This is a genomic window from Mesorhizobium sp. M0983, assembly GCF_040318975.1.
Lineage (GTDB): Bacteria > Pseudomonadota > Alphaproteobacteria > Rhizobiales > Rhizobiaceae > Mesorhizobium.
In genome coordinates this window covers 137,870-164,607 of record NZ_JAMYNH010000001.1, presented here as the reverse complement: position 1 = coordinate 164,607, position 26,738 = coordinate 137,870, and the positions used below count along the sequence as shown (strand labels likewise).

At 63.4% G+C, this 26,738-nt stretch carries 27 protein-coding genes; 12 read left to right on the top strand and 15 right to left on the bottom strand.

Annotated elements, in window-relative coordinates; all coding sequences use genetic code 11:
• Positions 1–221 precede the first annotated feature (221 nt).
• Positions 222–1,139, top strand: coding sequence for a DMT family transporter (locus NKH71_RS00990; RefSeq protein WP_352589850.1), 918 nt, complete (start codon positions 222–224; stop codon positions 1,137–1,139).
• Between the two features lie 8 nt (positions 1,140–1,147).
• Here the strand turns inward: NKH71_RS00990 and NKH71_RS00985 are convergent, their stop codons facing one another.
• From NKH71_RS00985 to NKH71_RS00970, 4 genes are all read right to left on the bottom strand, one after another.
• Positions 1,148–1,837, bottom strand: coding sequence for an RES family NAD+ phosphorylase (locus NKH71_RS00985; RefSeq protein WP_352481553.1), 690 nt, complete (start codon positions 1,835–1,837; stop codon positions 1,148–1,150).
• Entirely contained in the window at positions 1,838–2,275 is a 438-nt protein-coding gene (locus tag NKH71_RS00980) for an MbcA/ParS/Xre antitoxin family protein (RefSeq protein WP_023676794.1), read from the bottom strand.
• Positions 2,276–2,864: 589 nt separating this feature from the next.
• Positions 2,865–3,782 carry a methylenetetrahydrofolate reductase [NAD(P)H] gene (metF, locus tag NKH71_RS00975; protein ID WP_023676795.1) on the bottom strand — a complete coding sequence of 306 codons (918 nt, stop codon included), beginning with the start codon at positions 3,780–3,782 and terminating at the stop codon, positions 2,865–2,867.
• On the bottom strand, positions 3,782–4,804 hold the full coding sequence (locus NKH71_RS00970) for an ArsR/SmtB family transcription factor (RefSeq protein ID WP_352699222.1): 1,023 nt from the start codon (positions 4,802–4,804) through the stop codon (positions 3,782–3,784). The genes metF and NKH71_RS00970 overlap by 1 nt, the downstream gene beginning before the upstream one ends.
• 142 nt (positions 4,805–4,946) lie before the next feature.
• Between NKH71_RS00970 and tsaA the strand changes: the two genes are divergently transcribed.
• Together tsaA and NKH71_RS00960 are read left to right on the top strand one after the other, a co-directional pair.
• Entirely contained in the window at positions 4,947–5,471 is a 525-nt protein-coding gene (gene tsaA / locus NKH71_RS00965) for a tRNA (N6-threonylcarbamoyladenosine(37)-N6)-methyltransferase TrmO (RefSeq protein WP_352894144.1), read from the top strand.
• Complete coding sequence (locus NKH71_RS00960; RefSeq protein ID WP_352481556.1) at positions 5,468–5,779, top strand: DUF2293 domain-containing protein; 312 nt, start codon at positions 5,468–5,470, stop codon at positions 5,777–5,779. The genes tsaA and NKH71_RS00960 overlap by 4 nt, the downstream gene beginning before the upstream one ends.
• Positions 5,780–5,887: 108 nt before the next feature.
• Here the strand turns inward: NKH71_RS00960 and NKH71_RS00955 are convergent, their stop codons facing one another.
• The 7 genes from NKH71_RS00955 to NKH71_RS00925 all read right to left on the bottom strand — a co-directional run bounded on the left by NKH71_RS00955 (position 5,888) and on the right by NKH71_RS00925 (position 13,876).
• A complete protein-coding gene (locus NKH71_RS00955; RefSeq protein ID WP_023721230.1) occupies positions 5,888–6,433 on the bottom strand; it encodes a gluconokinase in 546 nt (181 codons plus the stop codon).
• Positions 6,434–6,438: 5 nt separating this feature from the next.
• Positions 6,439–7,425, bottom strand: a complete 987-nt coding sequence (locus NKH71_RS00950; protein ID WP_023721231.1) for an ABC transporter permease — start codon at positions 7,423–7,425, stop codon at positions 6,439–6,441.
• Positions 7,422–8,402, bottom strand: coding sequence for an ABC transporter permease (locus NKH71_RS00945; protein ID WP_023721232.1), 981 nt, complete (start codon positions 8,400–8,402; stop codon positions 7,422–7,424). Before NKH71_RS00945 ends, NKH71_RS00950 begins: the two co-directional genes overlap by 4 nt.
• On the bottom strand, positions 8,399–9,940 hold the full coding sequence (locus tag NKH71_RS00940; RefSeq protein ID WP_023721233.1) for a sugar ABC transporter ATP-binding protein: 1,542 nt from the start codon (positions 9,938–9,940) through the stop codon (positions 8,399–8,401). The genes NKH71_RS00945 and NKH71_RS00940 overlap by 4 nt, the downstream gene beginning before the upstream one ends.
• An 80-nt stretch (positions 9,941–10,020) precedes the next feature.
• Entirely contained in the window at positions 10,021–11,145 is a 1,125-nt protein-coding gene (locus NKH71_RS00935; RefSeq protein WP_023721234.1) for a sugar ABC transporter substrate-binding protein, read from the bottom strand.
• A 301-nt stretch (positions 11,146–11,446) separates the two neighbouring features.
• A complete protein-coding gene (gene gntR / locus NKH71_RS00930) occupies positions 11,447–12,475 on the bottom strand; it encodes an HTH-type transcriptional regulator GntR (protein ID WP_023721235.1) in 1,029 nt (342 codons plus the stop codon).
• A gap of 168 nt (positions 12,476–12,643) precedes the next feature.
• Positions 12,644–13,876, bottom strand: a complete 1,233-nt coding sequence (locus NKH71_RS00925) for an MFS transporter (protein WP_023721236.1) — start codon at positions 13,874–13,876, stop codon at positions 12,644–12,646.
• Positions 13,877–14,051: 175 nt separating this feature from the next.
• Between NKH71_RS00925 and NKH71_RS00920 the strand changes: the two genes are divergently transcribed.
• From NKH71_RS00920 to mocR, 4 genes are all read left to right on the top strand, one after another.
• Positions 14,052–14,339 (top strand): DUF3175 domain-containing protein, encoded by a 288-nt coding sequence (locus tag NKH71_RS00920; RefSeq protein ID WP_023721237.1) that lies wholly within the window; start codon positions 14,052–14,054, stop codon positions 14,337–14,339.
• Positions 14,340–14,457: 118 nt separating this feature from the next.
• Positions 14,458–15,369 (top strand): myo-inosose-2 dehydratase, encoded by a 912-nt coding sequence (gene iolE, locus NKH71_RS00915; RefSeq protein WP_352894140.1) that lies wholly within the window; start codon positions 14,458–14,460, stop codon positions 15,367–15,369.
• Positions 15,370–15,570: 201 nt separating this feature from the next.
• Positions 15,571–15,777: a LacI family DNA-binding transcriptional regulator gene (locus NKH71_RS00910; RefSeq protein ID WP_023721239.1), complete on the top strand. Its 207-nt coding sequence runs from the start codon at positions 15,571–15,573 to the stop codon at positions 15,775–15,777.
• Positions 15,778–15,781: 4 nt separating this feature from the next.
• Entirely contained in the window at positions 15,782–17,248 is a 1,467-nt protein-coding gene (gene mocR, locus NKH71_RS00905; RefSeq protein ID WP_245274662.1) for a rhizopine catabolism transcriptional regulator MocR, read from the top strand.
• Positions 17,249–17,414: 166 nt separating this feature from the next.
• Here the strand turns inward: mocR and NKH71_RS00900 are convergent, their stop codons facing one another.
• Both NKH71_RS00900 and NKH71_RS00895 read right to left on the bottom strand, forming a co-directional pair.
• Positions 17,415–17,858 (bottom strand): SRPBCC family protein, encoded by a 444-nt coding sequence (locus NKH71_RS00900; protein ID WP_023721240.1) that lies wholly within the window; start codon positions 17,856–17,858, stop codon positions 17,415–17,417.
• Positions 17,859–18,028: 170 nt separating this feature from the next.
• Positions 18,029–19,273 (bottom strand): DegT/DnrJ/EryC1/StrS family aminotransferase, encoded by a 1,245-nt coding sequence (locus NKH71_RS00895; RefSeq protein WP_352894138.1) that lies wholly within the window; start codon positions 19,271–19,273, stop codon positions 18,029–18,031.
• 364 nt (positions 19,274–19,637) lie between these two features.
• Here NKH71_RS00895 and NKH71_RS00890 point away from each other — a divergent pair, with 364 nt between their 5' ends.
• The 5 genes from NKH71_RS00890 to NKH71_RS00870 all read left to right on the top strand — a co-directional run bounded on the left by NKH71_RS00890 (position 19,638) and on the right by NKH71_RS00870 (position 24,877).
• Positions 19,638–20,612, top strand: coding sequence for a polysaccharide deacetylase family protein (locus tag NKH71_RS00890; protein ID WP_245278677.1), 975 nt, complete (start codon positions 19,638–19,640; stop codon positions 20,610–20,612).
• A 67-nt stretch (positions 20,613–20,679) separates the two neighbouring features.
• Positions 20,680–21,648 carry a rhizopine catabolism ABC transporter substrate-binding protein gene (locus NKH71_RS00885; protein ID WP_023721243.1) on the top strand — a complete coding sequence of 323 codons (969 nt, stop codon included), beginning with the start codon at positions 20,680–20,682 and terminating at the stop codon, positions 21,646–21,648.
• A gap of 148 nt (positions 21,649–21,796) precedes the next feature.
• Entirely contained in the window at positions 21,797–22,912 is a 1,116-nt protein-coding gene (locus NKH71_RS00880) for an ABC transporter permease (RefSeq protein WP_352788727.1), read from the top strand.
• A gap of 14 nt (positions 22,913–22,926) precedes the next feature.
• Positions 22,927–23,739: an ATP-binding cassette domain-containing protein gene (locus NKH71_RS00875; RefSeq protein ID WP_352788587.1), complete on the top strand. Its 813-nt coding sequence runs from the start codon at positions 22,927–22,929 to the stop codon at positions 23,737–23,739.
• Positions 23,740–23,770: 31 nt separating this feature from the next.
• Entirely contained in the window at positions 23,771–24,877 is a 1,107-nt protein-coding gene (locus NKH71_RS00870; protein ID WP_352641203.1) for a Gfo/Idh/MocA family protein, read from the top strand.
• 27 nt (positions 24,878–24,904) lie between these two features.
• Here the strand turns inward: NKH71_RS00870 and NKH71_RS00865 are convergent, their stop codons facing one another.
• Together NKH71_RS00865 and NKH71_RS00860 are read right to left on the bottom strand one after the other, a co-directional pair.
• Positions 24,905–25,678, bottom strand: a complete 774-nt coding sequence (locus tag NKH71_RS00865; protein WP_023721247.1) for a FadR/GntR family transcriptional regulator — start codon at positions 25,676–25,678, stop codon at positions 24,905–24,907.
• Positions 25,679–25,708: 30 nt separating this feature from the next.
• Positions 25,709–26,710 carry a LysR family transcriptional regulator gene (locus tag NKH71_RS00860; protein ID WP_352894134.1) on the bottom strand — a complete coding sequence of 334 codons (1,002 nt, stop codon included), beginning with the start codon at positions 26,708–26,710 and terminating at the stop codon, positions 25,709–25,711.
• Positions 26,711–26,738: the final 28 nt, after the last annotated feature.

Here is a 26,738-nt window from a genome sequence, read left to right as displayed (position 1 = left end):
CGAATCCCTTGACTGAGGCTGCGCACAATTAATCCAAGCTAGCGGCTAATGAAAACAATTCTATGTCTCGCCGCCCCGGCTTCGCGGCGCTACGCCTTTCTGTACGCCGGTTATGGGCGAGCTAGGCCATCGCTCAGGTTTCGGGTGGCCCTTGCGGCCGGATCGGGTATGGCGTGAACAGACGCCTGAAGAGCAAGGCATCTCGTCTGGGAGGACGACCAATGGCGATAGCTGCCACCACCACGATGCGCGGGCCGATGGTGCTCAAGGACTGGGCGCAGCTTCTGCTGCTCGGCGCCATCTGGGGCGGTTCGTTCTTCTTTGCCCGCATTGCGGTGGCGGAACTTCCTCCGCTGGTGCTGGTGCTGTTCCGCGTCACCATCGCGGCGGCGGCACTTCAGCTCTATCTTGCGGTTCGCGGCCCATCCTTTCGCCTCGCTTTGCCGCATGCCGGCCTGTTCTTCCTGCTGGCGCTCGCCAACAATGTCATCCCTTTCTCGCTGATCTTTGCCGGCCAGACCGAGCTTGGCGCCGGCGTCGCCTCGGTGCTCAATTCGACGACGCCGTTCTGGACGCTGATCCTCGCCAACGCCCTGACCAGCGACGAAAAGCTGTCCTGGAACAAGCTTGCCGGCATCGCCCTCGGTATCGCGGGAACGGCGGTGATGATCGGTCCCGGCCTCGTCGCCGGGCTCGGCGGCCCGGTCTGGGCGAAATTCGCGCTCATCGGAGCGTCACTATCCTATGCGATTGCGCTGATGATTGCCCGCCGCTTCAAGGGTGTGCCGTCACCGGTCATTGCCACCGGACAATTGACTTGCTCGACCATCATCATGATCCCGGTCGTTCTGTTCACCTACGGGACCGCCAATCTGTTTTCGGCTTCGCCGCCGGTCTGGGCGGCGGTGCTGGCGCTGGCGCTGCTGTCGACCGCGTTCGCCTATATCCTCTATTTCAACCTTGTCGCCTCGGCCGGCGCCACCAACGCCTCGCTGGTCACGCTCATCGTGCCGGCCAGTGCCATCCTGCTCGGCTTCCTGTTCCTAGGCGAGCGGCTCGAACTGTTCGAATTGGGCGGCATGGCGCTGATTGCGCTTGGCCTCGTCACCATCGACGGTCGCCTGTTCGGGCGGCGTTAGAGATGGCGCTATATGGGCGTGATCGCCGGAACAGATGAACCCTGCCATTCCAGACGCCAGATACCGCCTTGCCGGAGATTCTGAACGAGATCTGGATGGAAGGCGGCAAGGCAGGTCCCGCCAACATGTCTCACGGAAGGATAGACAAAACCGGTCGCGGGGTCTTGCTTGCGGAGTTGCTTCGCCAGCGCCTGCCCGGCAGGATAGGCTAAGGCAGTATCCGGATCGAGCACCGGGTCCTTGCTGAACTCAGCGCCGCGCAGATCGTGAAACGAGCCTATGAAGTCGGCAACGAGCTCCGCATAGTCGGTAACGTTTTCGAACCGTTCGATCGCAGCAAGCTCGCGCGTCAGATGAAACGAGACCTCGCCGAGCGCGGTTTCCGCATCGAACGCACAGTACCAGACGCCCCTGGCATCATCGTTGAAACGATTGCCGCCCGGACGGGTGTAAGCGAACGCCGCATTGATGAAGGTGTAGCCCGGCCTCCCGAAGACCAGTTCGCGCGGATCGAGGTCGGGCAATCCCCCTTGCTGCGCCTGAAGACGGCCGCTGGTGGCTCCTTCAAGCTCCGCAAGGTCCTCCATATCTCCATGATTCCTGGCCAACGGCATCAGGACCGGCTCCTTGAGCCTGCCTGTCGAAATCAGCCGGATCGTGTCGCGCTGGGAAATGTCGGCGCGCGGCGGGATCTGCATTCAAAGTCCGCCACGCAAAGCGTCGATGTGTTGGCGAACCTGCAGCAGCTTCGGAATGCCGCCCTCGATCATCACGTCCAGGGGGCGCCGGCCACCATACAGAGGTCCTTTGTTCGGCAACCGCACCCATTCATCGGCAAGCGCTTCGGAAAACAGAAGCCGCAGTCCCTTGAAGATGCCGATCAGGGCGCTGATGCGTGTCAGCGAATCCTGGGAGAGAACGCCCTCCCACTCGCCTTTCTTCATACGGAACCAGGTTCTCTCCGATACGTCGCCGATCAAGGTGCATATCTCGGTGCTGGTCAGATGCCAGATGTCTGCGAGCCTGACGATGCCGGCAACAGCCGCTGGCGTGAGCCGCGCCCGTGCCGAGGCATCCGCCAGATTTGCCGGCAAAGCCTGATTTGCAGGATCGCGAACCGCATAAGCGACACTCATTCCAACCTCCATCACTTGGCAGACAATATACTGCCAATTGGCAGGATATGCAAGTCCCGGCTATCCTCACAACGCGCTGCTGGTTGCCCCATCGCATTCGTATGGCGTGCAGCACCCGGTTGGACATGCAAAGGACGCTCTGACGCTCCGAACCTTCAGTCGGTCCGAAAATCGAATCCGATTTCTGGAGCGGTAGCGCTGCCATTCTCGTTACTGCCCCGGCTTTGCCACAGATTATTCACAGGTCCCGAGCCGGCTTTTGACAAAGAGTTTCAATGCCTAACGGCAAACGGCAGGTCGCAAATTCCACAATCTCGTCGCATTGCAGCAAAGTTTCTGCTTGCCTGTGGCACAAATGACCCTAGACTCTCGCCATAGCTCTTTAAGAGGAGGCTATGACATGGGACTGACGAGGCCGATCAACGCATTGATGATTTGTGCTGCGTTTGCATTCATCGGCGCCCTCATTATGGGCGTCCTTCCATAAGGCCGCTAAGCGGGGGAAGACCAGCACCGAATACTACAACCATTGAAAGGGCCGGGCATTTTGCCCGGCCTTTTGCATTCCCCCGATCTTTGACATTTCGCATTACGCCGCGGCCGATCCAGCTGCCTCGACTTCGTGCGACCTGATGCCGATCATGTGGCAGATGGCAAAGACCAGATCGGCCCGGTTCATCGTGTAGAAGTGGAAATCGCCGACGCCGCGCTCGACAAGGTCCAGCACCTGCTCGGCCGCAACCGCGGACGCCACCAGCGCATGCGTTTGCGGGTCGTTCTGCAGCCCATCGAAGCGCTCGGCCAGCCATGCCGGCACCAAGGCGCCGCAACGCGCCGAGAAGTTGGCGACCTGGGTGAAATTGTGCACCGGCAATATGCCCGGCACGATCGGTATGTAGATGCCGGCCCGCCGTGCCCGCTCGACATAGCGTTCATAAAGATCGTTGTCGAAGAAGAACTGGGTGATCGCCCGCGTCGCTCCATTGTCGGCCTTGCGCTTCAGCATGTCGAAGTCGGTGGCGAAATCCGGGCTTTCCGGATGCTTTTCCGGATAGGCCGAGACCGATATGTCGAAATCGCCGGCGCCCTTCAACGCGTCGACCAGCTCGGCGCCATTGGCATAGCCTTCCGGATGCGGCCGGTAGGCCGCGCCGACGCCCTCGGCCGGATCGCCGCGCAGGGCGACGAAACGCTTGACGCCCATATCGGCGAACTCTCGGATCACCGCATCGACCTCGTGACGCGCCGCATCGACGCAAGTCATGTGCGCCGCCGGCGTCAGCGTCGTTTCGTTGAGGATGCGCTTGACGGTGCGGGCCGTGCGCTCGCGGGTCGAACCACCGGCGCCATAAGTGACGGAGACGAATTTGGGCTTGAGCGGCTCCAGCCGGGTGACCGTATCCCACAGCCTTGCTTCCATCTCGTCGTTTTTCGGCGGAAAGAACTCGAACGAAACCCTGACCTTGTCGCCGATGTCGGGGCGGCGGGAGAAGCGGAACTGGTTCATCAGGCGGTTTCCCCTATCGGATACGCATTGGCCGGTTGTCTGTCGTTGGAAGGCTCGGCAATCAGCATGCGCCGATCGCGGCCGAGCCAGAGTTTGACGGTGAGCTTGGCCTCGTTGCCGCCGCGCGGCTCGAATTCCTGGCTGTCCTCAAGGTCGAGGCCGGCCTCGGTAAACCAGTCGCCAATCTGCCGGTCGGAAAAGCCGAGACGCATATGCGCGTGCTCCTCGCGCAAGAACTCCAGCGCGTGCGGCGCGAAATCGACGATCACCAGCCGGCCGGCCGGGCGCAACAGACGCGCCGCCTCGCGGATGGCGCGGGCGGGATCGTCGAGATAATGCAGCACCTGATGGATGGTAACGAGATCAAAGGCGTCGCGTTCGACCGGTGGCGCAAAAATGTCACCCTGGCGCACTTGCGCATTCGAAACGCCGGCCTTGTCGAGATTGGCGCGCGCCACCGTCAGCATCTCGCGCGACATGTCGATGCCGACACCGCGCCGATAGAGCGGCGAAAAGATCTCGAGCAGCCGTCCGGTGCCGGTGCCGAGATCGAGCATCGACTGGAACGGCCGCTTGCCGACGAGCTTGATGAGAGCTGCTTCGACCGCGCGATCCGGCACATGCAGCGAGCGGATATGGTCCCAGCTTGCGGCGTTTACCGAGAAATATTCGGCAGCCCGGTCCTGCCGCTTGCGCTTGACCGCGGCCAGCCGTTCGAGATCACGCTCGACCTGCGGATCGGCGCCGCGGATGCCGGAGACCAGCCTGAGCACGAAATCGCGCGACGCGTCGGAATCCGATAGCCGGAAGAACGCCCACGAGCCCTCCTGGTAGCGGCCGATCAGCCCGGCCTCCAGCAGCAATTTCAAATGGCGCGAGACGCGCGGCTGCGACTGGCCAAGGATTTCGGTGAGATCTGAAACGGTCAGATCGCCGCGCGACAGCAGCGCCAATATGCGCAGCCGGCTGGATTCCGCCGCCGCCTTCAATGTATCTACCATCGTGTCGAGAGCGACATGCATGCGAGCATTCTCTTTGAAAAGATATAAACATATGTTTATGTCGGTTTGGATAGGCTTGCAAGCGCTATGTCGCTTCCGGACAAGAAAATGACGCATGCGTGGCGGATCGCGCAAAAACGGACGCATGATCGGGGCGAGAACCATGTTCGAAACGCGCAGCGGCGAAAAGCTTCTGGAAACCGACCCGGCAACGATGCCGCCGGATGGCAATGTCGTCTTCATCGGCCGCATCGCTTCGCCTTGGGTCACGCGGGAGACCTGCCCCAAGAACATGAAGGCAGCGCGGGAGACGGGACAGCCGGCGGTTCTCACGATCGATCCGCTCTATCGGGACGGCCTGCTTGGGCTGGAACGCGCCAGCCACGTGATCATCCTGTCCTGGCTGCACCATGCGCCGCGGCAACTGATTGTCCAGAAACCCCGCCATGCCACGGAGCCGAAAGGCGTCTTTTCGCTGCGCTCCCCTGCCCGGCCGAACCCAATTGGGCTGCATGTCGCCAGGCTGGTTGCCGTCGACATCGACACCGGCCGCGTCGAGCTTGACGCCATCGACGTGCTCGACGGCACGCCGGTCATCGACATCAAGCCCTATTTCGCCTCGACCGATGCCTTCGCCGAGGCGACCATGTCCGGGCGGGACGAGTCGTCCAGATCGGGCGAGCAGTGAGCGCGCCGACCGGCCGCCGCCGCGCTATCGCCAAGGCGCTGACAGCGCTCCTGCCGCTGGCGCCCTATGCCGACATGGAAAAGATCCGTGCCGATGCCGGCGCCGTGCATATGAAGACCTTGCCACCGAGCATTGCCGTATGGCTGGCGACAATAGCCCACATCCGCCATATGCACACCGACTACGAAAAGCTGCTGGCCGAAGGCTATGACCGCGATTCCGCGCGCTTCTTCGTCATCGAACAGACCAACATCGTGCTCACCCGCTGGCGCGCCACCCGCTTGCTCGACGATGGCGATGAGGCATAGAGCGATGCAAGCACACGCGTCGAGTTCTACGCTCTTCACCATTGTGATTGGCGAAATCCAGGGATGACAGCCAATCTCGAAAGTTGCAGGACTGAACGAGGCGCTAAACTAGCGTGCCAGCAAGCTCAAGGCAGTCGCGACGATGTCGGCGACCGGACGCGTGCCATCCAAGGTTATTGCCGCCTCGTCCGTCGCTGGCGCCTCCAGCGTGGCGAACTGGCTGTCGACCAGGCTTGCCGGCATGAAATGGCCCTTGCGATTGCCGACGCGCCGCATCGCCGTTGCCGGGTCGATCTCCAAATAGACGAAAACGATATCCGGGCAAAAGCCGCGCAGGCGATCGCGATAGCTGCGCTTCAGCGCCGAGCAGGCAGCGACCACACCTTGCCCGCTTGCGATCGACGCGGCCATGCGCTGGCCGATCGCGTCGAGCCAGCCCTCGCGCAGCGCGTCGGTAAGCGGTTGTCCGCTCGCCATGCGCGCGACGTTTTCGGGCGGATGCAGCCTGTCGCCTTCGATAAAGAGGGCGCCCAATGCTGCTGCAAGCGCGTCGCCGACGACCGACTTGCCGCATCCGGCAACGCCCATCACCACGATGGCGGGTATCGTTCGAACAGTGCTCGCCGGCTTATATGACACGTCGTTCCCGGTCATGCAGGTCAGCGGCTTGCCGGCGCGCGGCCATAGAGCAGCAGCATAGCGACGATGACGACGCCGTAGATGATCTGCCGCCCCGCCTCCGGCATCTGCATGACGGAGAGAATTGATTGCAGGAGCGTGATCAGGATGACGCCGGCGACGGTACCGAGATAGGAGCCCCGCCCGCCGAGGATCGAGGTGCCGCCGAGCACCACGGCGGCGATCGACGGCAGCAGATAGGCATCGCCCATCGACTGTGCCGCCTTGGAGGCATAGCCGGCCAACAGCACGCCGCCGAAGGCCGAGAGCCCACCCGAAACCGCAAAGGCGATCATCACCACGCGCCGTGTGTCGATGCCGGAAAGATAGGCGGCACGCTCGCGGTTGCCGATGCCGTAGACAGTGCGGCCGAAGCCGGTGCGGGTCAGCACGAACACCATTGCGGCGCCGATCAGCGCCCAGATGAGAACTGCGTTCGGCACGCCAGGAACGGCAAAGCCGGTCGCCAGATAGCGCATCGCACCGGTTGCCGAATCCTGCGGCGAGAAACCGCCCGTATAGACCACCATCAGCCCCTGCGCGACCGCGTTGGTGGCGAGCGTGATGATCATCGAGGGAATGCGCAGATAGGCGACGCCAATGCCGTTGACGATGCCGATCAGGACACCGCAGAAGATGCCGAACGGAATGGCAAGCGCCACGCCGACAGGGCCGTACGCGGCTGCGGCACAGGCCATCATGGCGCCGACCGCCACCGACCATGGCACCGACAGGTCGATCTGGCCGAGCAGGATGACCAGCATCATGCCGGTGGCGATGACGCCGAGAAACGAGGCCACCTTGAGCTGCTGCAGCAGGTATTCAGGCGACAGGAAGCTGCGCGAATAGAGGCTGCCGAGCAACAGCAGCAGCACGATGCAAGCGAACGCCGTCAGCACCGCCGGGTCGGCGCGGCGAAGGAATTTCGGCATGCGGCCGGCGAGACCACTTACAGTCGTTTCGCTCACAGGAACCACTCCAGCCGGTTGCGGACCCGAAACAGGGCGAAGGCGCCGAGGCTGACCGCGATCAGCAGGATCACGCCCTGGAACAGCGGCTGCCAGAGCGGATCGAAATCGAAGACGAACAGCAGGTCGCCGATGGTGCGGAAGGCGAGCGCGCCGAAGATCGCGCCGATGGCGCTGCCCTTGCCGCCGAACAGCGACACGCCGCCGAGCACGACCGCGGCGATTGAAAACAGCGTGTAGGCGTTGCCGCTCGCATAGGCCGCATCGCCGGTATAGGTGAAGAACGTCAGGAACAGCCCGCCGATCGCGGCAAGCAGCCCGGCAAGCGCATAGGCGGCGAACTTTCCACGCCGGATCGGCACGCCGGACATGTAGGCCGCCATCTCCGAGGAGCCGGCTGCATAAGCGGCGCGGCCGAGCACCGACCGGCTGAACGGCACCCAGACGACAAGCACGACCGCCACCAGCGCCACCAGGCTCGCCGGCACAATACCAAACAGGCGCCCGGTTAGCGCGTCGGCGAGCCCCTCATTGACCGAGCCGCCCGGAAACGGCCGCAGCAGCAGCGCGATGCCGAAATAGACCGCGCCGGTGGCGATGGTGGCGACGATCGGCTGCAGGCGCCCATAGATAACGATGGCGCCGTTGATTGCCCCGCACAGCAGCCCGGTGCCGAGCACGGCGATGACGCCGAAGGCGGTCTCGATGCCGGTGCCGACGACCAGCCACGACGCCAGGCAGTTGGTCAGCGTGAAGATCATGCCGACGGAGAGGTCGATGCCGGCGGTGATCACCACCAGCGTCTGCGCCATGGCGACGAAGGCGAGCAGCACGCCCTTGTTCGAAGCCGTCTGTACGACGTTGGCGGTGAAGCCCGCCGGATGGTTCGAGGTGTAGATGACGAACATGACGACGAAGATGCCGAACGCCAGCAGCGTTCCGCGCTGTTCGGCAAGCCAGTAGCGCCAATCCTTCACGCGTCCGCTCCTTGCTTTGGCATCTCTTCGTGAATGTTGAGCGCGCTGGCGATCAGCGCCCGCTCAGTGATTTCGGCGCCGACCAGTTCACGCTTTACCGCGCCGTCATAGAGCACCAGCACCCGGTCGCAGCAGCCGATCAGCTCGTCATAGTCGGTCGAATAGAACAGGATTGCCGCGCCGCCGTCGGCAAGCTTGCGCATCAATTGGTAAAGCTCCTGCTTGGTCCCGACATCGATGCCGCGTGTCGGATCGTTGAGCAGGATGATGCGCGGCTGCCGCATCAGCCATTTGGCGATGACGACCTTCTGCTGGTTGCCGCCGGACAGCGCGCCGACGGGGATGTCGAGGCCGGCCGTCTTGATCGCCAGAAGACCGACCATGTCGTCGATCAGCCGCTGCTCGGCGGCGCGATCGATGATGCCGGCCCTGGACAGCCGGTCAAGGGCGGCGAAGGAGAGGTTTTCGCGCACCGTCATCGGCAGCATCAAGCCTTCGGTCTTGCGGTCCTCCGGGATCAGCGCCATGCCGATCCGGTCATCGCGCGCGGCGGCCGGGCTGGCGATCGCCACCGGCCTGCCGTCGATCAGGATTTGGCCCGACAGGCCGCGCAGCACACCGAAGAAGGCGAGCAGCAATTCGCGCTGGCCCTGGCCGTCGAGGCCGCCAAGCCCTACCACCTCGCCCGCCCCGACCGACAGCGAGACATCGTGCAGCCGATCAGTCCATGACAGGCTGCGCGCCTCGAGAACCGGCGTGGCTGCAGCAGCCGCCCGCGCGGGCTTGGGCGGAAAGATGTGGCTGTATTCGCGCCCGATCATCAGTTCGACGACCTCATTGTCGCTCTTGGTACCGGCCGCATAGCTGGCGACATTGCGGCCATTGCGGAACACCGTGCACTGGTCGGCCAGCTCGGCGATCTCGTTCATGCGGTGCGATATGTAGAGCAGCGCCAGCCCTTCCGAACGCAACCGCTTCAACACGGCAAAAACCCTGGCGACGTCAGCGGCGGTCAGAGCCGAGGTCGCCTCGTCGAGGATCAGGATGCGTGGCTTGCGCGCCAGTGCCTTGGCGATCTCGACCATCTGCCTTCTTGAAAGAGGAAGATCCTTGACCAGCGCCAGTGGATGGATATCGGAGGCGCCGGCGCGAGCCAGGGCTTCTTCCGCAACGCGGCGCTGTGCCTTGCGATCGATCATGCCGAAACGCTTGGGCGGATCGGAAATGGCGATGTTGTCAGCCACGCTGAGTTCGGGGACGAGCGACAGTTCCTGGAAGATGCACACGATGCCGGCCTGGTTGGCGGCGGCCGGCGAAGCGAAGGTCACTTCGCTTCCGTCCAGCATCATGCGGCCTTCGTCGGGCGCGACGACCCCCGCCATGACCTTGATCAGCGTCGATTTGCCGGCGCCGTTCTCGCCGAGAATGGCGTGGATGCTGCCTGGAGTGACCGACAGCTCGGCCTTTTCCAGCGCCCGCACGCCGCCATAGCGCTTGGATATGCCTTCCATGCGGAAGAGCGGAACCGCACCGTCCATCGGCCCTCCCCAGGCGCTTGGCAATCAGGATGTCGAGCGCCGACGCCGCGGGATTTCCCGCGGCGTCGGGCTGTTGGAGCTTACTGGTTTTCCTTGCTCTGGCCCATGATTTCCTGCGCCGTGAAATTGATGCCGCAGGTCGGGAAGGAATTGCCGACGAAGAAATTGTCGGACTGGTCGGGGAAGTAATCCTGGCCTGCCTTGAAGTTCGGATCCTCGACGATCGCCAGCGGCAGCTTGACCGCTTGCGGCACGACCTGGCCTTCAAGTGCCGCGATCGCTGTCTTGATGGCAACCGCAACCTGGGCCGGGCCGGTACCGGCCGACGAGCATTTCAGGCCGTCAGCGGCGAACTTGGCGCAGAATTTGCGGAAGCCATTCTCCGTCTCGCCGCCGAACGGCACGAACGGATGCTTGGCATCGATCATCGCCTGCACGATGCCGGTATCGCCGCCCTGCCCGGTAACGCCGTCGAAGGGACCATTGGTGGCAATGGCGTCGGCCGAAGCCTTTTGCGCAACGCCGTCATCCCATTTGCCGACGACCTCGGTAACATCCCACTTCTTGCCGGACGCGTCGAGAACCTCGTGGATGCCGTTGTGACGGTCGGTGTCGACGGACGTGCCGGCGACGCCGCGCACTTCCAGCACCTTGCCGCCGTTCGGCACGTGCTTGACCAGCCAGTTGCCCCACAATTCGCCAAGGCCTTTCTGGTCGACATTGACGTTGATGGCATCCTTGGTGTCGAGGATGTTGTCGAAAGCGACCAACACGACGCCGGCTTCCTTGGCCCGCTTGATGACAGGGCCGAATGCGGTCGGATTCTGAGCGTTGACGACAATCGCGTCATAGCCGGAATCGATGAAATTGTTGATTGCCGAAATCTGGGCCGGCACGTCTTCGCCGGTCGAGACCACCTTGAATTCCTTGAGCTTGGCTGCGACCTCCGGCTGCGCTGCATAGGCCTTCGCCGTCTGCACCATCTGGATGCGCCACGTGTTGGCGATGTAGCCGTTGGCCAGAGCGATGCGGTATGGGCCGTCTTTTTTGGGGAACTTGAAGAACTGCGTATCGGCCGACCAGGGTGCGAAGCACTCAGGCTCGGCCGATGGCCCCTTGACGATTTCAGGCTCGGCGATCGCCGACGAGCTCAGCATGACAAAAGCAGTGGCGGCAACGATACCGCCAGCGAGTGACTTGATCATCGATATTCCTCCCAGTTGCAGTTTGTTTGTTGTTACGTCGATGAATTTGCGCGTTCCCGGCCCGGCACCTCCCGCCATACCCGTTGCGCGTTCAGGTGACCGAATGCCGACCCGATTTCCTCCTTTATTGCCCGGCTAATCCCGTAAAAAACTATCATATTATACATAATAAACAAGCATGAGCTGTCGCTTATGTATAATAAACAGATTCCACTCTTCGAGGCGAAATCCCGCCTATGAAAAGTGGTAGCGCTACCATGACGTTATGTAAAGCGCCATTTACATTGCGTTGAAGCTCGCTTCAGCGCGCCGTGCTCTCACGCCGCTTGAGTTCGAAGCCGAGGTCGACGACCCGCTGCTCCGGCCTGTTGCCCTCGATAGCCGCAAGCGCCATGGCGACAGCCCGCCGGCCGATCTCGTAGCGATAGGTCCGAACGCTGGTCACCGACGGGAAAGCAACCTCCATCATGTCCAGATCGTTGAAGCCGACGATGCCGATCGTCTTCGGCACGGCGATCGAAGCGCGATGACATTCGAACAGCACGCCAAGCGCGATATCGTCATTGTTGCAGAATACCGCGTCGAGGCTCGGCACCTTGGCCAGCGCGTCGCGGAACAATTCGCGGCCGAGGGTGACGCTGGAGGGCACCGGCGTCGTGGTCGTGAGCCTCGGATCGAACAAGCCGGCCGCCTCCATCGCCGCGCGATAGCCGGCAAGCCGCCGCTGCGAACGCGGATCCATGCGCGCGCCGATGAAGCCGATCCGGCGATAGCCGGCCTCGATCAGATGTTCCGCAGCCGCCTTGCCGCCCTGGAAATGTGAGAAACCGACCATCATGTCGACCGGATCGAGCCCGGTCTCCATCACCTGCACCACCGGACAGCCAGCCGTTTCCAGCAGTTTTCGCGAGGCCGGCGTCTGGTCGATGCCGGCCACGATCAGCGCGGCAGGGCGTTGCGGGCCAAACACCTGCAGCAGCCGCTCTTCCTCGAGGCCGGAATAGTGGGTGTTGCCGAGCTGGATGCGGAAAGGGCCGTCCGACAGGCTGTCGTAGATGCCGCGCACCACTTCGGCAAAGACGTTGTTGGTAAGCGACGGTACCAGGACGCCAAACACCTCGGCGCGCGCCGAAGCCAGCGCCCGCGCATTCGGGTCGGGCACATAGCCGAGTTCATTCACGGCGGACTCGATCTGGCGGCGCAGATCTTCCGAGACACGCCCCGGCTCACGCAAGGCGCGCGATACGGTAATGGCGCCGACACCGGCCTTGCGCGCGACGTCGGCGATGGTCGGGCGGCCGCCGCCGCGGCGCGAGCGCGGCTTGATCACTATACTCGTCCCGACGCCGGGCAACCGCCCAGACGTGACCGCGAAACAATGTTCAGCGTCTTTGCCACTGCTGCCTTGCCAACCCGTTGCCACACCTTGTCTGGCGTCGCGCAGCCTTCGGCTATTGTCAAGCGACGGCCGGAGAGACTGTGTCCGTACCGCCGTGCCTCAGGCCGTCACGGCAGCGCTGCGCCGGGCCTTCCACAGCAGCAGCACCATGGCCAAAATGTTCAGCAGGTTCCAGGCAATGCCGTTGAGGAACGCGGCGGCATACGAACCGGTCAAATCGTAGATCCAGCCCGACATCCAGCCGCCGATAGCCATGCCGAAGATGGTCGCCATCATAACGATGCCGACGCGCTGGCCAGCCTCTTTGGCAGGCATATATTCGCGCACGATGATCGCATAACAGGGCACGATGCCGCCCTGCGACAGGCCGAAGACCAGCGAGACGACATATAGCGAGGCCAGCCCGTCGAACGGGATATAGAACAACAGCGACAGGCATTGCAGCACCGAGCCGATCAGCAGGGTTTTCACGCCGCCGATGCGATCGGCAAGGAAACCCGAGCCAAGCCGACTGACGACGCCCGCCGCCAGCATGATCGACAGCATATCGGCGCCATGCGCCACGCCGTAGCCGAGATCCATGCAGTAGGCGACGATATGGACTTGCGGCATCGACATCGCCACGCAGCAGCCGAGTCCGGCGACGATGAGCAGCGCCTGCAAGGCCGCCGGCGACAGCGAGATCGGCTGGACCACGCGGCTGCCCGGCGATCCGGGAGCCGCCTGGGGCGGTGCGCCGCGCCGGAGCAGTAGGATCAAGGGCACCATGGTGACCACGCAAACGATGCCGATCGCGGCATAGGTGAAGCGCCAGCCTTCGGTCTGCATGACATAGGGCATCGCCGTCGGCCAGATCGCTCCGGCGAGATAGTTGCCGGACGCGGCAGCCGTCACCGCAACGCCGCGGCGCCGGTTGAACCAGTGCGAGATGTCGGCGATCAGCGGCCCGAAGATCGCCGACGAGCCGACGCCGATCAACAGGCCCTGGACAAGGGTGAACTGCAGGATAGAACTGGTCAGCGACGCCAGCAGGAAGCCGGCGCCAAGTGTAATCGCGGCAATCAGCGCCGGAACCCAATACCCCACGCGGTCGATGGCGCGGCCGAACAGCACATTGCCGGCGGCAAAGCCGACCATGGTCGCGGTATAGGGCATCGAGGCAGCGGCGCGATCGACGCCGAATTCTGCCTGCACGGCGGGCAGCACCACGACCACCGCCCACATGCCGACCCCGCCTATGGTTGCCAGCAGCATCGAGACGCCGAGCCGTATCCAGGCATAGGCGCTGTCGATGCCGGAACTTGCTGCCTGGTTTGAGACGATTGGGGTCAAGAACGTTTCCTGTCCGCAGTTCTTAAATCGGCGGTTCTGACCACTATCAGGGCATTCGCATCGCGGAGCAGCGCCACGACAGGCCAATCCGTGGCTCCAGGGATTTGGGCCGAAGTGGAACAGGGGTGCGCCACCAGACGTTTTCCCGGCAACGACCTTGTGAAAGGAGTTTGCCATGACCGCGCAACGGAAATGGTCTGCCGACGTCACCGAGCATAGCGATGCGCTGGATCTCGAAGAGCACATCTTCGAATCCCACGATCCGAGGAAGATCGCCGCCTCGCTGAAGCGGTCGGCCGAGCACAGCGACCGGCGCAAGGCGGGGCCGTTTCAGTCCGCCATGTCGATGCTGAATTTCTACATTAACCGCGCCGGCAAGAACCTGCCGGCGGCGCAGAAGAAAGTGCTGGAGGACGCAAAGGACGAACTGCGCGTCCTTTTTGGCCGCCCAAAGGAAGACTAGAATTGGTCACTATTGATTGGTTCTGCCAAATCAGGCTGAACTGGACCTAGTGACAGGGCCTCTTTGTCGCCAGTCTGCAGGCTGGCTTGCATTCGCAAGCCTGCAAAAGCCTGGCGTCATGACGGTCAAGATCGGCATCAATCCCATCACCTGGAGCAATGACGACGTCCCGGCGCTTGGCGGCGACACGCCGCTGCAGACCTGCCTGTCCGAAACCGCACAGGCCGGTTATCGCGGCACCGAGCTCGGCGGGAAATTTCCGCGCCAGGCTGAGGTGCTTGGGCCGCTCCTGTCCTCCTATGGCCTGGAACTCGTCTCCGGCTGGTATGATGGCCGCATCCTCGACCGTACGGTCGAAGAGGAATTCGCGGCGATTACCCCGCATCTGGCGTTGCTGCGCGACCTCGGCGCCAAGATCGTCGTCTATGCCGACACCTCGCGCGGTCGCCATGACGGCATTTTCGCACCGATCTCCGAGCGTCCGCGCCTCGCCAACAGCGACTGGCGGGCCTATGGCGAGAAACTGACCGCCCTCGCCGACAGCATGGCCGCATTCGGGGTCGGCATGGCCTTCCACCACCACATGGGCACCATCGTCGAGACGGACGATGAAGTCGACAGCCTGATGGCGGCGACGGGCCGAAGCGTCGGCCTTTTGTTCGATACCGGCCACTGCCTGTTTTCGGGCGGCGACCCGCAATCGCTGTTGCAGCGACATCTCGACCGTATCGTGCATTTCCATTGCAAGGACGTTCGCAGGGCGGTGCTGGAAAAGGCACGCCGCGAGGACATGAGCTTCATGGCGGCAGTTTTGGAAGGCATTTTTACCGTGCCCGGCGACGGCTCGGTCGATTTCCTGCCATTGCTGAAATCCCTCGCCGCGCGCGGCTATGAAGGTTGGATTGTTGTCGAGGCTGAGCAGGATCCGGCCAAGGCGCATCCGCTGACCTATGCCAGCAAGGGCTATTTCTCGCTGCTCGCCACCGCCCGGCAGGCCGGCTTCGAAGTGGCGACGCGGCAGGCAGACTGACCGGCCCGCATTTGCGAGCCGGGGGAACATAATGGGCGCGCGCCTCGATGGGGTTAGCGACGCGAATGCGCCCGGCGATCCGCGCCGCCTTGCGCCCTGCGCGGCGCGGATCGCAGAATCCCGGCTCTGGATTTCAAACCCCGACTTTCAAGCTTGAGGCCGGCCGGAAGCCGTGCCTTGATGCAACCGAGGAGGAGCGACATGGCTTTCGAAGCTGCGCTTGGCATGGAACGGCTTTGCACCATCCGGGAGATTGCCGAGAAGGCGGAACTTGGCGCCGCCACCGTTCATCGCGCGCTGAAGAACAGCCGCGAGGTCCACCCCGAAACCAGGCGACTGGTGCTTGATACCGTCTGTCGGCTCAACGAGGAAAAGATCGCCCGCGCCGCCCGGTTCGTCGGGGGATAGTGCCTTGGCCGACCACATGCGCCTTTCCCTCGACATCATGTCGGTCGACCGCGCTTCGGAAGAACCGATGCATCGTCAGATCTACGGCGCCTTGCGACGCTTCATCCTTGACGGCCAAATCCCGCAGAACACGCTGCTGCCGTCGACGCGCTCGCTGGCCGAAGACCTCAAGGTCGGGCGCAACACGGTCATCGCCGCCTATGACCAGCTCCTTGCCGAAGGTTTTATCGAGGCGCGCGCCGGATCGGGCACCTGGGTAGCGCCGATCCAGCAGAACCGCCCCTTGGCATCTCTGCGCGCCGGACTGGCAGCGCCGCAAAAACTGTCGCGGCGCGGTCAGACCATCGTCAACGGCCCGCAACCGCCGCGTAATGCCGGCGTCATTAATTTCCATCCGGGCGTGCCTGAAACGGCGTCGTTTCCGTTCACCATCTGGTCAAGCCTTCTGGTGCGTAATGCACGCAGCCGCGACGAGAGCCTGCTTGGCTATCTCTCCTTTGCCGGCCACCCCGGCCTGCGTCAGGCCATTGCCTCGACCATCGGCCTGTCGCGCGGCATCAGCTGCACCGCCGACCAGGTGATCATCGTCACCGGTGCACAAGCAGCACTCGATCTCGTCTCGCGCGTGCTGATGGACGAAGGCGACCATGTCTGGATGGAGGAGCCCGGCTATCTCGGCGCCAAGAGCGCCTTTCTCGCCAGCGGCGCCAGGCTGGCACCGTTGAAGGTCGACCGGCGTGGCTGGCATCTTGCCGATCCGGAGCTGCCGCCGCCGCGGCTGATCTATGTGACGCCATCCTGCCAATGGCCGTTCGGCACCATCATGCGCATCGAGGAGCGATTGCAGTTGCTCGACATCGCCGAACGCAACGGCGCCTGGATCGTCGAGGATGACTATGACGGCGAATACCGGTTCCGCGGCCGGCCGGTGCCGGCGCTGCGCGGGCTCGATCATGCCGACCGCGTCGTCTATATCGGCAGCTTCGGCAAGACGCTGATCCCGGCGCTGCGCATCGGCTATCTGATCGTGCCGCGCGAACTGTCAGTGCCGTTCGACCGGGCGGTGAGCATCACCGGCCAGTTCGCGCCGCTGATCCTGCAGGCAACGGTCAACGATTTCATCACGCAGGGCTATTTCGCCACGCACCTCAAACGCATGCGCCGGCTCTATGCGCGCCGGCAGGCGAACTTCGTCAAGCTGTGCCAGGAGCATCTGGCCGAATGGCTGACCGTCACGGAAAACGATTCCGGCATGCAGCTGCTGGCGAGCTTCGTCAGGCCCTACAAGGACAGCGACGTGGTCGCCGCCGCCGTCAAGGAGGGGCTCGACGTCCAGGGCATCTCGATCAACTACCATTCCACAGAACCCGAGCACGGCCTGCTGCTCGGCTATGCGGCAATGGACGAACGCCAGATCCTGCGCGCGGTGCTGGCGCTGCGCGCCGCGTTCCTAAGGTTGGACAGAAGCTAGAGCCAGGCTTCCCCAATCCGGGCTTTCCGGCGCCGGCGCATGTTGCCTGGCAAGATCGGGAATCCCTAGGATCCCGGCTAGCGACGCCGATGCAGCCAAGGCAGCGCCCGCTTCGCTCTCTTGGCGCGAAGAGATCGCCCCCACGGATCAGCCGCGCGCGCTTACCCTACTGCTCGATCTCGGGTTCGACGAGTTTCGCCAGATTTCGCAGCGACTCCTGCCAGCCGAGATAGCAGGCCTCAACCGGGATGGCATCTGGAATACCGGCCTGCGTGATATTCACTTCGGTGCCGACCGACACTTTCTTCAATGTCACGGTCACCTCGATCTCGCCGGGCAGGTTGGGGTCGTCGAACCGGTCGGTGTAGCGCAGCTGCTCATTGGGCACGAGCTCGACATATTCGCCGCCGAACGAGTGGCTGTCGCCGGTGGTGAAGTTGCGGAAGGACATTTTGAACGTACCGCCGACTTTCGCCTCGAAGTGATGAACCGTGCAGGTGAAGCCGTTCGGCGGCAGCCATTTCGCAAGTGCATCCGCTTCGAGGAACGCGCGGTAGACTTTCTCCGGGCTGGTTGTCAGAACGCGGTGCAGACGTACGGTGCCGGGCATATCGTTAATCCTCCGTGGTTGGTGATCGATGCCCCTAGGACGAGCGGGAGCCCGGCCTATCCGACACGGGCCTGCGGATTTTTTGACGACCGGTTATGCCGGCCGGAATCCCCGCCCGGCCGCCGGACAAGGAACTCGGCCGCAGGGTAGCAAACCGCGTCGGAACGGGTCTAGTTCACACTGTCGAACTTCTGCAGATCAAGCGGTGCCGCCTTGCGCAATTCGACATCATCCAGCGAAGCATTTTCCAGCGCCACCCGCGCCGCCGCGTCGATGTTGTGGATCATGTCCTGAATATCGGTATCGTCATGCGCCGGGTTCATGGCGATCATCACCGTGCGATTGAGGATGTCGAGCGAGCGCTTGCCGAGGTCGTCGGCGTAATCCAGCCGCAGGCCCTGGTTCTCGGGCAATGCATAAGGATTGAGCGCCGGATGATGCGCGCCTTCATGCATCAGCACCTGGTCCCACTGGGTGAAATTGTGACGGCCGGTCTTGCCGGCAACGACGCTCGGAATGGTCTTCGAAAAAGTCTGCGCCGCCTGCTCGCTCGGCAGTAGGTACATCACCTGTGCGGCGCAATCGTCGTCCGGGCTGTTCATCGGCGACGGTGTCAGACCGAGATTGCCGAGATGGCGGGTGCCGGCCAGCACCATCTTCTTCTCGGCGCGCATCGCCTCGATGATGCCGTCCAGTCGATCGAGTTGGACGTTGAGCATCGCCCCCATCAGTTCGGAAGCACGCGCGCCGATGCCGGCGAAGGGTTTGATGCTGTCGCTTCTGCCCTGCCAGTAGAAATGGCAAGGGTCGATGGCGCAGCGCGCCCGCTCCGCCACTTTCGGGTCGCTGGTGGCAATGCCGCCGCCCTCGCCCGAGGTCATGTTCTTGAAGTAGTTGAAGGAATAGGCGCCGGCATGGCCGATCGAGCCGAGCTTGCGGCCCTCATAGCCGCCGCCGATGCCTTGGCAGACATCCTCGAGCACCAGCAAGCCGCGCTTGGCAGCAATGTCCATGATCGCATTCATGTTGCAGGCCGCGCCCCACATATGCACCGGGATGACCGCCCTGGTGCGCGGCCCTATGGCATCGCGCAAGGCGACGGGATCGATGGTCAGGCTCTCGTCGATGTCGACGATGACGGGAATGGCCCCGACCGACAGCACCGCGGTCGCGGTCGCCATATAGGTGTGCGCGGGCACCAGGACCTCGTCCCCCGGACCGATGCCGAGCCCGATCAGGCCGGCCGCGAGCCCATAGGTGCCGCTGGCGGCCAGTGCGAAATGCTCGACGCCAAGATGCTGCGCATAGCGGGCCTCGAAGCGGTCGCATTCGCTGTCCTTGCCGTAACGAAACAGCGCGCCCGAGCGGATCACCCTGGCAATGGCTTCGATTTCCTCTTCGCCGGCGGTGTACATGGCAGGCCTCCAAGTTACTTGGTAGTTTGGGTCACTTGGTAATGTGGGTCGCTTGATGGTGTGGACAGCTGTAGGCTTGTGGGCACAGTTTGGAAGAACCACTCCGCCGCTATTCGACCAAGCCATCTGCGCCCGGAAGACGGTTCCTATGAGTGGTTTTGAACCCTGATTGGGGAAATCGGCAGCTAAGTGTCTCAGCCGGCAGGCAAATCGTACCCATCCGAATTCGCCAAAGTGGCCCTGTCGGAAAGCCAGCTTTCGGCGTTCCATTCCGGCCAGTTGGGCAAACGGTTGGTTCCATGAAATACGGGACACACTTTGGAAGACCCTCGAGACCGGCGCGCCGGCGGAAAGGCTGACATTCGTGAACGCCGCCGGCTCCAGCAAACGGATCGTGCTCCACGAGGACGATGTCGGCATGTGCCACGGCGCCAACAGCGCCTTTCTCGAATTGAACGGGCTAGGTGTCTGCAGTTCCGGCGCGGTGATGGTGCCGTGCCCGTGGTTCCTCGAAATGGCCGAAAGCGCCGCAGCCAACCCTGGCCTTGACCTTGGCGTCCACCTGACGCTGAACAGCGAGAAACAGCACTACAAATGGCGGCCGCTGACCGCGCCGTCGCGGGCGGCCGGCCTGACCGACGAGTTCGGCTTCTTATGGCCCGACGTGGCGACCACGCGCCGCAAGGCGGTGCCGCAGGCGATCGAGGCCGAGCTTCGCGCCCAGATCGACACCGCCTATCGCGCCGGCATCGACGTCACCCACCTCGACGCGCATATGGGCGCGGCATTGTCGCCCGAATTTTGCGACATATACATCAAGCTCGGGCTGGAATATCAGCTGCCCGTGCTGTTGACCAAGACGCTGTCCGCCTATTCCCCCAACGACAATCTGGTCGGCGTCACCGAGGAGGCGTTCCAGCGCGGCGTGGCGCTGGCCCGCGCCGGCGGCTTTGCCATTTTCGACGCCGCCATCCAGACGACCTGGGGCCGGCCGCGCTCCAGGCCGATCGAGCCCGTTTACAAAGCGCTCATCGAGGGTGTGCGCGAGGGCCTGACTTTCTTTTGCCTGCATTGCAACGCGCCCGGTGAACTCGAGCTGATCGAGCCGCGCTCCGCCTATATCCGCACCGAAGAGTACGAGCTGTTCCGCGACCAGGGCTTTCGCGACTGGCTCGCCGCACAGCCGATCGATGTCATCGGCATGAAGCCGTTGCGCGAGGAGCTTCGCGCAGCACTCTCGGCCGGGCGATCGTCAACATCAGCCCGCGGCAACAACGCGGGCGAACAGCGATTGACGTCGGCAAAGGCCCGCAAAGCGGCCACCCGATCCGCGACGTGAGCCGATCGTCGCGGCCGGAAAACGGCGCCAGAGGGATTGGAACTGCAACGACAAATGGGAGAATAAGATGAAAACTCTTCTGAAAGCGGCATTGGGCGCCTTCGTCACGGCGGGCCTGATGACAGGCATTGCATATGCCGCGGGCCTCAAGGATCCGAAGGACGTCCACATCACGTTCGTCGTGCATGGGTCGGCGTCCGATCCCTATTGGTCGGTGGTCAAGCGCGGCGTCGATGACGCGGCCGCCCTCACCGGCGCCAAGGTCGAATATTACGCGCCGCAGGTCTTCGACGTGGTCGAGCAGGCCCGGCTTCTGGACGCCGCCATCGCCACCAAGCCGGACGGCATCGCGGTCTCCATCGCCGACGCCAATGCACTCGGCAAATCCGTCAAATCCGGGCTTGCCGCCAATATTCCGATGGTGGTTCTGGATTCCGGCGAGAAGGAAGGCGCCGAGCTCGGCACCACGCTCTATGTCGGCACCGTTTCCGAATATGATTCCGGCAAGAAGGCCGGCGAGCGGCTGGCCAAGGAAGGCACGCTCAAGGTCGTCTGCATCAACCACGAGGTCGGCAATGTCAGCCTCGACCAGCGCTGCCAGGGCCTCAATGACGGGCTGAAGCCATCCGGCGGCGGCACCGAGGTTCTGGCCGTGGCGCCCGATCCGGCCGACATCCAGCGCCGCACCGAAGCCTATCTGTCGGCGCATCCCGACACCCAAGCCGTCTTTGCGCTTGGTGCCACCGCCGCCAATCCGCTGATCCCGATGTTCCGCGACAAGGAACTGTTCGGCAAGCTCAAGCTCTACACTTTCGACATCAGCCCGGAGGTCCTCGACTCTGTCGTCGCCGGCGAAATGGGCTTCGGCATGGACGCCCAGCAATATCTGATGGGCTATCTGCCGGTGATCTATCTGGTCGAGCAGGCGACGCACGGCTTCTGGCCGCAGAACAACGCCTATACCGGGCCGCTGTTCATCGACTCGCCCGAAAAAGCCAAGGCGATCCTGGCCCTCGCCAAAGAGGGCATCCGCTAGGCCAGCACTCCGACGGAACGGGAGAATGCGCCAGGCGCTCTCCCGATCCGTTCGAAGATTGCGAATTGAGCGATTGGAGAGCCTAATGGCGGTCGTGGAAGACAAGGCGATACCTCCGGGCGAACTGAAGGCGACCGACCGCTTCGGCATGACGTCGAAGCGGGCCGCCGGCGCCGACGAGCGGCTGGCCAGCACCGGCAAGCTGACCCAGTGGCTGCGCCGGCCGGAAGCCGGTGCTGCCGGCGGGCTGCTTGCGACGATCATCATCTTTGCGCTGCTGCCGGGCGCGGCGAACCTCTATTCGCTGCAGGGGTCGATGACCTTCCTGACGCTGTCGGCGGAGCTCGGCATCGTCGCCACCGCAGCAGCACTTCTCATCATCGCCGGCGAGTTCGACCTTTCGGTCGGCTCCATGGTCGGCTTTGCCGGTGTCGTCATCGGGCTGACGGTGAAGTACTGGGGCCTGCCGTTATGGGGCGGCATCGCCTGTGCCTTCGCCGTTGCCATCCTCACCGGCTATCTCAATGGCCTGATCGTGGTGAAGACGCGCCTGCCCTCCTTCATCGTCACGCTCGCCACGCTCTATATCCTGCGCGGACTGTCGATCGGCATCACCCGCGCCGTCACCGGCCGCACACAAATTCCCTACATCCTCGAAGGCGCACCGGACCCGGCGACGGCTGGCCTGTTCAACGGCCATCTGCTCACCGGCCTGTTCCACTGGATGGGCGCGCAAGGCTGGATCGGCACCCGCAGCGACGGCATTCCCTTCGTCGCCGGCATTCCGATGTCGATCGTCTGGTGGCTTGGCCTGACGGCGCTGGCCGGCTACGTGCTCACCCAGACGAAATACGGCAACTGGATTTTCGCTACCGGCGGCGACCTGATCGCCGCCCGCAACGTCGGCGTGCCGGTCGATCGCGTCAAGATCAGCCTGTTCATCTACACCGCTTGCGCGGCGACGCTGCTTGCCACCATCCAGGTGATGGAGGCGGGCTCCGCCGACACCACGCGCGGCCTGCTCAAGGAGTTCGAGGCGATCATCGCCGCCGTCATCGGCGGCGTGCTGCTCACCGGCGGCTACGGCACAGTCTATGGTGTGCTGTTCGGCGCGCTGATCTTCGGGCTGGTGCAGATGGGCATCTTCTACACCGGCATCGACACCGACTGGTTCAAGGTCTTCCTCGGCATCGTCATCCTGATGGCCGTGCTGGTCAACAACTACATCAGGCTGAAGGCGCTCGGCCGCGGAGGTGGCAAATGACCGAGCGGGCCCAAATGAGCGAACCCGCAATGGAACTGCGCGGCGTCAGCGTCAATTTCGGCTCGGTGCGCGCGCTCCAGGACATCGACATCAAGGTCTATCCGGGCGAGGTCCACTGCCTGCTCGGCGACAACGGCGCCGGCAAGTCGACGCTGATCAAGGTTCTGTCCGGCGTCTACCGGCCGAGCAAAGGCGAAATCCTGGTCGACGGCAAGACGGTCACCTTCCGCAGCCCGCGCGACGCGCAGGAGCTCGGCGTGGCAACGGTGTTCCAGGACCTCGGCATGATCTCGCTGATGTCGATCACCCGCAACTTCTTCCTCGGCCGCGAACCGACCAAAAGCAGCCTGCCCTTCTCGCGCATCGACAAGGAGCGCGCCAACACTATCGCCAGGCAGGCAATGGCCGATATCGGCATCGATGTGCGCGACCCGACGCAAGCCGTCGGCACGCTGTCGGGCGGCGAGCGCCAGTCGGTGGCGATCGCCCGCGCCGTGCATTTTGGCGCGCGCGTGCTGATCCTTGACGAGCCGACCTCGGCACTCGGCGTCCACCAGGCGGCGATGGTGCTGAAGTTCATCATCGAAGCACGCATGCGGGGCCTGGCCGTGATCTTCATCAGCCACAACATCCACCATGCCTATCCGGTCGGCGACACCTTCACGCTGCTCAACCGCGGCCGCAATCGCGGTACCTACGCCAAATCGGACATCTCGCGCGACGAGGTCATCTCGATCATGTCGGGTGGCGAGGATCTGAAGGCGGTCGAGGCGGAGATTGCCGGCCTGCTCGCCCAGATCGGCAACCGGCCGCCTGCGGCGGCTTGAGCTGACAATCGGACATCGCGGGGATGATGGCATGAGCAGGTTACGCGTCGGGGTCGTCGGCGCCGGCATGATCTCGCAGGTCGAGCATATTCCCAATCTGCTGCGCCTCGGTGAATTGTTCGAGCTGGTCGGCGTCGCCGACCCCTCCAGGATTTCACGGCAGTTCGTCACTGACACCCATGGCATCGCCAATTTCGAAACGATCGACCAGCTCTTCGACCAGCGCCTCGACGCGGTAGTGATCGGCTCGCCGGACCCATTGCATCACGAACAGGTGCTGGCGGCGCTGGCGCGCGGCCTGCATGTCTTTTGCGAAAAGCCGCTCTGCTATTCCCTGGCGGAAATCGCCGAGATCGTCGCCGCGCGCGATGCCGCCAGGAAAATCATGCAAGTCGGCTACATGAAGCGCTTCGATCCGAGCTACCGGCTGGCGCTCGCTTCGCTGCCGGGGACATCGAGCACGCTGCGCTCGGTCTCGGTGGAAGTGAACGATCCCGACGCCTGGCCGTTCATCGCCCACCTGCCCTACAGGCGCGGCACCGATATCCCGAAGGACATGGTCGCCGCTGTCGCCGCCAAGCAGAAGCGCCAGGTCGAACAAGCCATTGGCGTGCCTTTCACTGATCTCGCTTTCCGTGGATTTACCGGCGCTTACAGCTCGGCCTTGATTCACGATGTCAATGCCGTTCACGGCCTGCTCGATGCGCTCGGCGTGCCGGACGGCGAGATCGTCGGCGCGCAGATCTTTGCCAATGGCGACGGCGGCCAGGGCGCCGTCAAGCTGCTGGACGGACAGGCGCTGTGGACCATGACCCATCTTACCGTACCTAAGCTTGCCGACTACAAGGAGCGGATCACGCTGTTCTTCGACGATGCCAGCCTGGAGCTCGAATTCCCCTCGCCCTGGCTCAACCATCATCCGACCCGGCTGACGGTGACGACCTCGCACGGTCACACGCTGTCGAAGAAAGATTTGCGCGCCGGCTACGCGGAAGCCTTCGTCGAGGAGATGCGTGGCTTCTGGGCGGCGATCGTCAATGGCGACCCCGTCGTCAACCCGCCCGAACACGCCGCCCGCGATCAGGCCTTGCTGCTCGGGCTGACCCGGCGGCATCTCGCGACCGGACCGTTCGACTGAGCACTCAAACCGGGAGCCGAACGGCGGCTACCTGGACTTGATGACGCCGTCGGTATTGGCCAGCAGCTTGCGCACTGCATTGCGTGCCGCGTCCGGCCGCTGCAGGCGGATGCTCTTCTCGATTGCCTCATGCAGCCTCTGGGCATGCTGCAAATCGTCGAGTTCCCGGGTCGTAAAAGCGAACAGATGATCGAACGCCGATTCGATCAGCACGCCGAGCGGCACCAGCAGATCGTTGCCCGAGGCGCGCAGGATGGCGAGATGAAACCGCGTGTCGGCGCGCGTCCGCTCCTGCAGGTTGGTCGCCTCGCCCATCTCGCGGCAGGCCTGGCTGATCTCGGCCATCTGCTCGTCGGTGCGCCGCATGGCGGCAAAGGCGCTGGCCTCCGGCTCGATGATGTGGCGGAATTCCTGCACCGTCCTGAGGAACACCTCGCGGTCCGGCGAGGTCGCGTACCAGGCCAGCACATCGCGATCGAGCAGGTTCCAGCGCTCCTTCGGCTCGACCCAGCTGCCGATTTTGGGACGTGACGACAAAAGGCTCTTCGCCATCAGCATCTTGATGGCTTCGCGCACCGCCGAGCGGCTGACGTCGAAGGTCTCGGACCATTTGGCTTCGTTGGGCAGGATGGTGCCCGGCGGATAGTCGCCGCGCACGATCCTCAGCCCGATTTCGTTGGCCAGCGACGCATGCACGCTCGACCCCGGCATGCGCGCCGCATCGGCGCGGCGAATACCGCTCGTGCGTTCGGCGAACGCCTCGGCCGCTGTCTTTCCCTTATTCGGCTTCGCGTCCTGCATGGCTCCACAAAGTCCGGATTTGGAGGCGTGTCAAGGAGATGAAATCGACGGCAATATCTCGGTTTGATTTTCCGTATCCGTCGCCTCGCCGACACCGCGCTTTGCCGGGCGTTCACGCCGGGGAGGCACGAACGGCTTCTCTTTGTCCCGACTGAATTCCTCGATCAGGAAATCAAGGAAGACGCGGATTTTCGGGGCAAGATGCTGCCGTGCCGGATAGACCGCGTAGAGTGTGGTTTCGACCTTGTCCCAGTCATCCAGAGCCGATTGCAGCCGGCCTGCTTTCAGGTCGCTTTCGACATAGGGATAGGGGATCAGGCTGGCGCCGAAGCCGGCGCGCAGCGCATCGCGTACGGCAAGGCTCGAGGAGACCGAATATCGTCCGTCGATGGCGATCCGCTCGCTGCGGCCGTCCTTGCGGAATTCCCATATGTCCGCATGCCCCGAGAGGCTGAACCGGATGCAGTTGGCCGCCTTCAAATCGGCAGGCGTTTGAGGCCGGCCGTGCTGCTCGAAGTAGGCAGGAGCTGCACAAAGCACGTGCGGCATGACCGCAAGCTTTCTGGCGACCAGGCTGGAATCCTCGAGATTGTCGCTGCCGCGAATGGCAAGGTCAAATCCCTCCCGCACGATATCGACGCGCCTGTCATCAAGATGCAAATCGAGTTTCAAATCGGGATAGCGCGATAGAAACGCGGGAATGGCAGCCGAAAGCCGCGTCAACGTGACAGTCATCGGCGCGCTGACCCGCAACGTGCCGCTCGGCGCCGTCTTGATCGGGCCGAGGACCTGGTCGGCCCTGGCCAGCGCATCGAGCCCCTGCGTGACATGCTCCAGATAGATCCTGCCTTCTTCGGTCAGGGCCATCCGCCGCGTCGTCCGGTTGATGAGCCGCACCCCCAGATGCGCCTCCAGCTCGGCGATGTTCTTGCTGATCGCGGGAGGCGAGAGACCGAGCCGCCGTCCGGCTTCGGCAAAGCTGTTCAGTTCCGCCACATGACGGAAAACCTGCAACGCAGTCAGGCGATCCACTGCACCATTCTCTCCCAGTAAACAATGT

Excerpts from the sequence above, each read along its gene's own strand:
- NKH71_RS00990 (WP_352589850.1), top strand. The coding sequence starts at position 222 with ATGGCGATAGCTGCCACCACCACGATGCGCGGGCCGATGGTGCTCAAG.
- NKH71_RS00985 (WP_352481553.1), bottom strand. The coding sequence starts at position 1,837 with ATGCAGATCCCGCCGCGCGCCGACATTTCCCAGCGCGACACGATCCGG.
- NKH71_RS00980 (WP_023676794.1), bottom strand. The coding sequence starts at position 2,275 with ATGAGTGTCGCTTATGCGGTTCGCGATCCTGCAAATCAGGCTTTGCCG.
- metF (WP_023676795.1), bottom strand. The coding sequence starts at position 3,782 with ATGAACCAGTTCCGCTTCTCCCGCCGCCCCGACATCGGCGACAAGGTC.
- NKH71_RS00970 (WP_352699222.1), bottom strand. The coding sequence starts at position 4,804 with ATGCATGTCGCTCTCGACACGATGGTAGATACATTGAAGGCGGCGGCG.
- tsaA (WP_352894144.1), top strand. The coding sequence starts at position 4,947 with ATGTTCGAAACGCGCAGCGGCGAAAAGCTTCTGGAAACCGACCCGGCA.
- NKH71_RS00955 (WP_023721230.1), bottom strand. The coding sequence starts at position 6,433 with ATGACCGGGAACGACGTGTCATATAAGCCGGCGAGCACTGTTCGAACG.
- NKH71_RS00940 (WP_023721233.1), bottom strand. The coding sequence starts at position 9,940 with ATGGACGGTGCGGTTCCGCTCTTCCGCATGGAAGGCATATCCAAGCGC.
- NKH71_RS00935 (WP_023721234.1), bottom strand. The coding sequence starts at position 11,145 with ATGATCAAGTCACTCGCTGGCGGTATCGTTGCCGCCACTGCTTTTGTC.
- NKH71_RS00920 (WP_023721237.1), top strand. The coding sequence starts at position 14,052 with ATGACCGCGCAACGGAAATGGTCTGCCGACGTCACCGAGCATAGCGAT.
- iolE (WP_352894140.1), top strand. The coding sequence starts at position 14,458 with ATGACGGTCAAGATCGGCATCAATCCCATCACCTGGAGCAATGACGAC.
- NKH71_RS00910 (WP_023721239.1), top strand. The coding sequence starts at position 15,571 with ATGGCTTTCGAAGCTGCGCTTGGCATGGAACGGCTTTGCACCATCCGG.
- NKH71_RS00900 (WP_023721240.1), bottom strand. The coding sequence starts at position 17,858 with ATGCCCGGCACCGTACGTCTGCACCGCGTTCTGACAACCAGCCCGGAG.
- NKH71_RS00895 (WP_352894138.1), bottom strand. The coding sequence starts at position 19,273 with ATGTACACCGCCGGCGAAGAGGAAATCGAAGCCATTGCCAGGGTGATC.
- NKH71_RS00885 (WP_023721243.1), top strand. The coding sequence starts at position 20,680 with ATGAAAACTCTTCTGAAAGCGGCATTGGGCGCCTTCGTCACGGCGGGC.
- NKH71_RS00880 (WP_352788727.1), top strand. The coding sequence starts at position 21,797 with ATGACGTCGAAGCGGGCCGCCGGCGCCGACGAGCGGCTGGCCAGCACC.
- NKH71_RS00875 (WP_352788587.1), top strand. The coding sequence starts at position 22,927 with ATGAGCGAACCCGCAATGGAACTGCGCGGCGTCAGCGTCAATTTCGGC.
- NKH71_RS00870 (WP_352641203.1), top strand. The coding sequence starts at position 23,771 with ATGAGCAGGTTACGCGTCGGGGTCGTCGGCGCCGGCATGATCTCGCAG.
- NKH71_RS00865 (WP_023721247.1), bottom strand. The coding sequence starts at position 25,678 with ATGCAGGACGCGAAGCCGAATAAGGGAAAGACAGCGGCCGAGGCGTTC.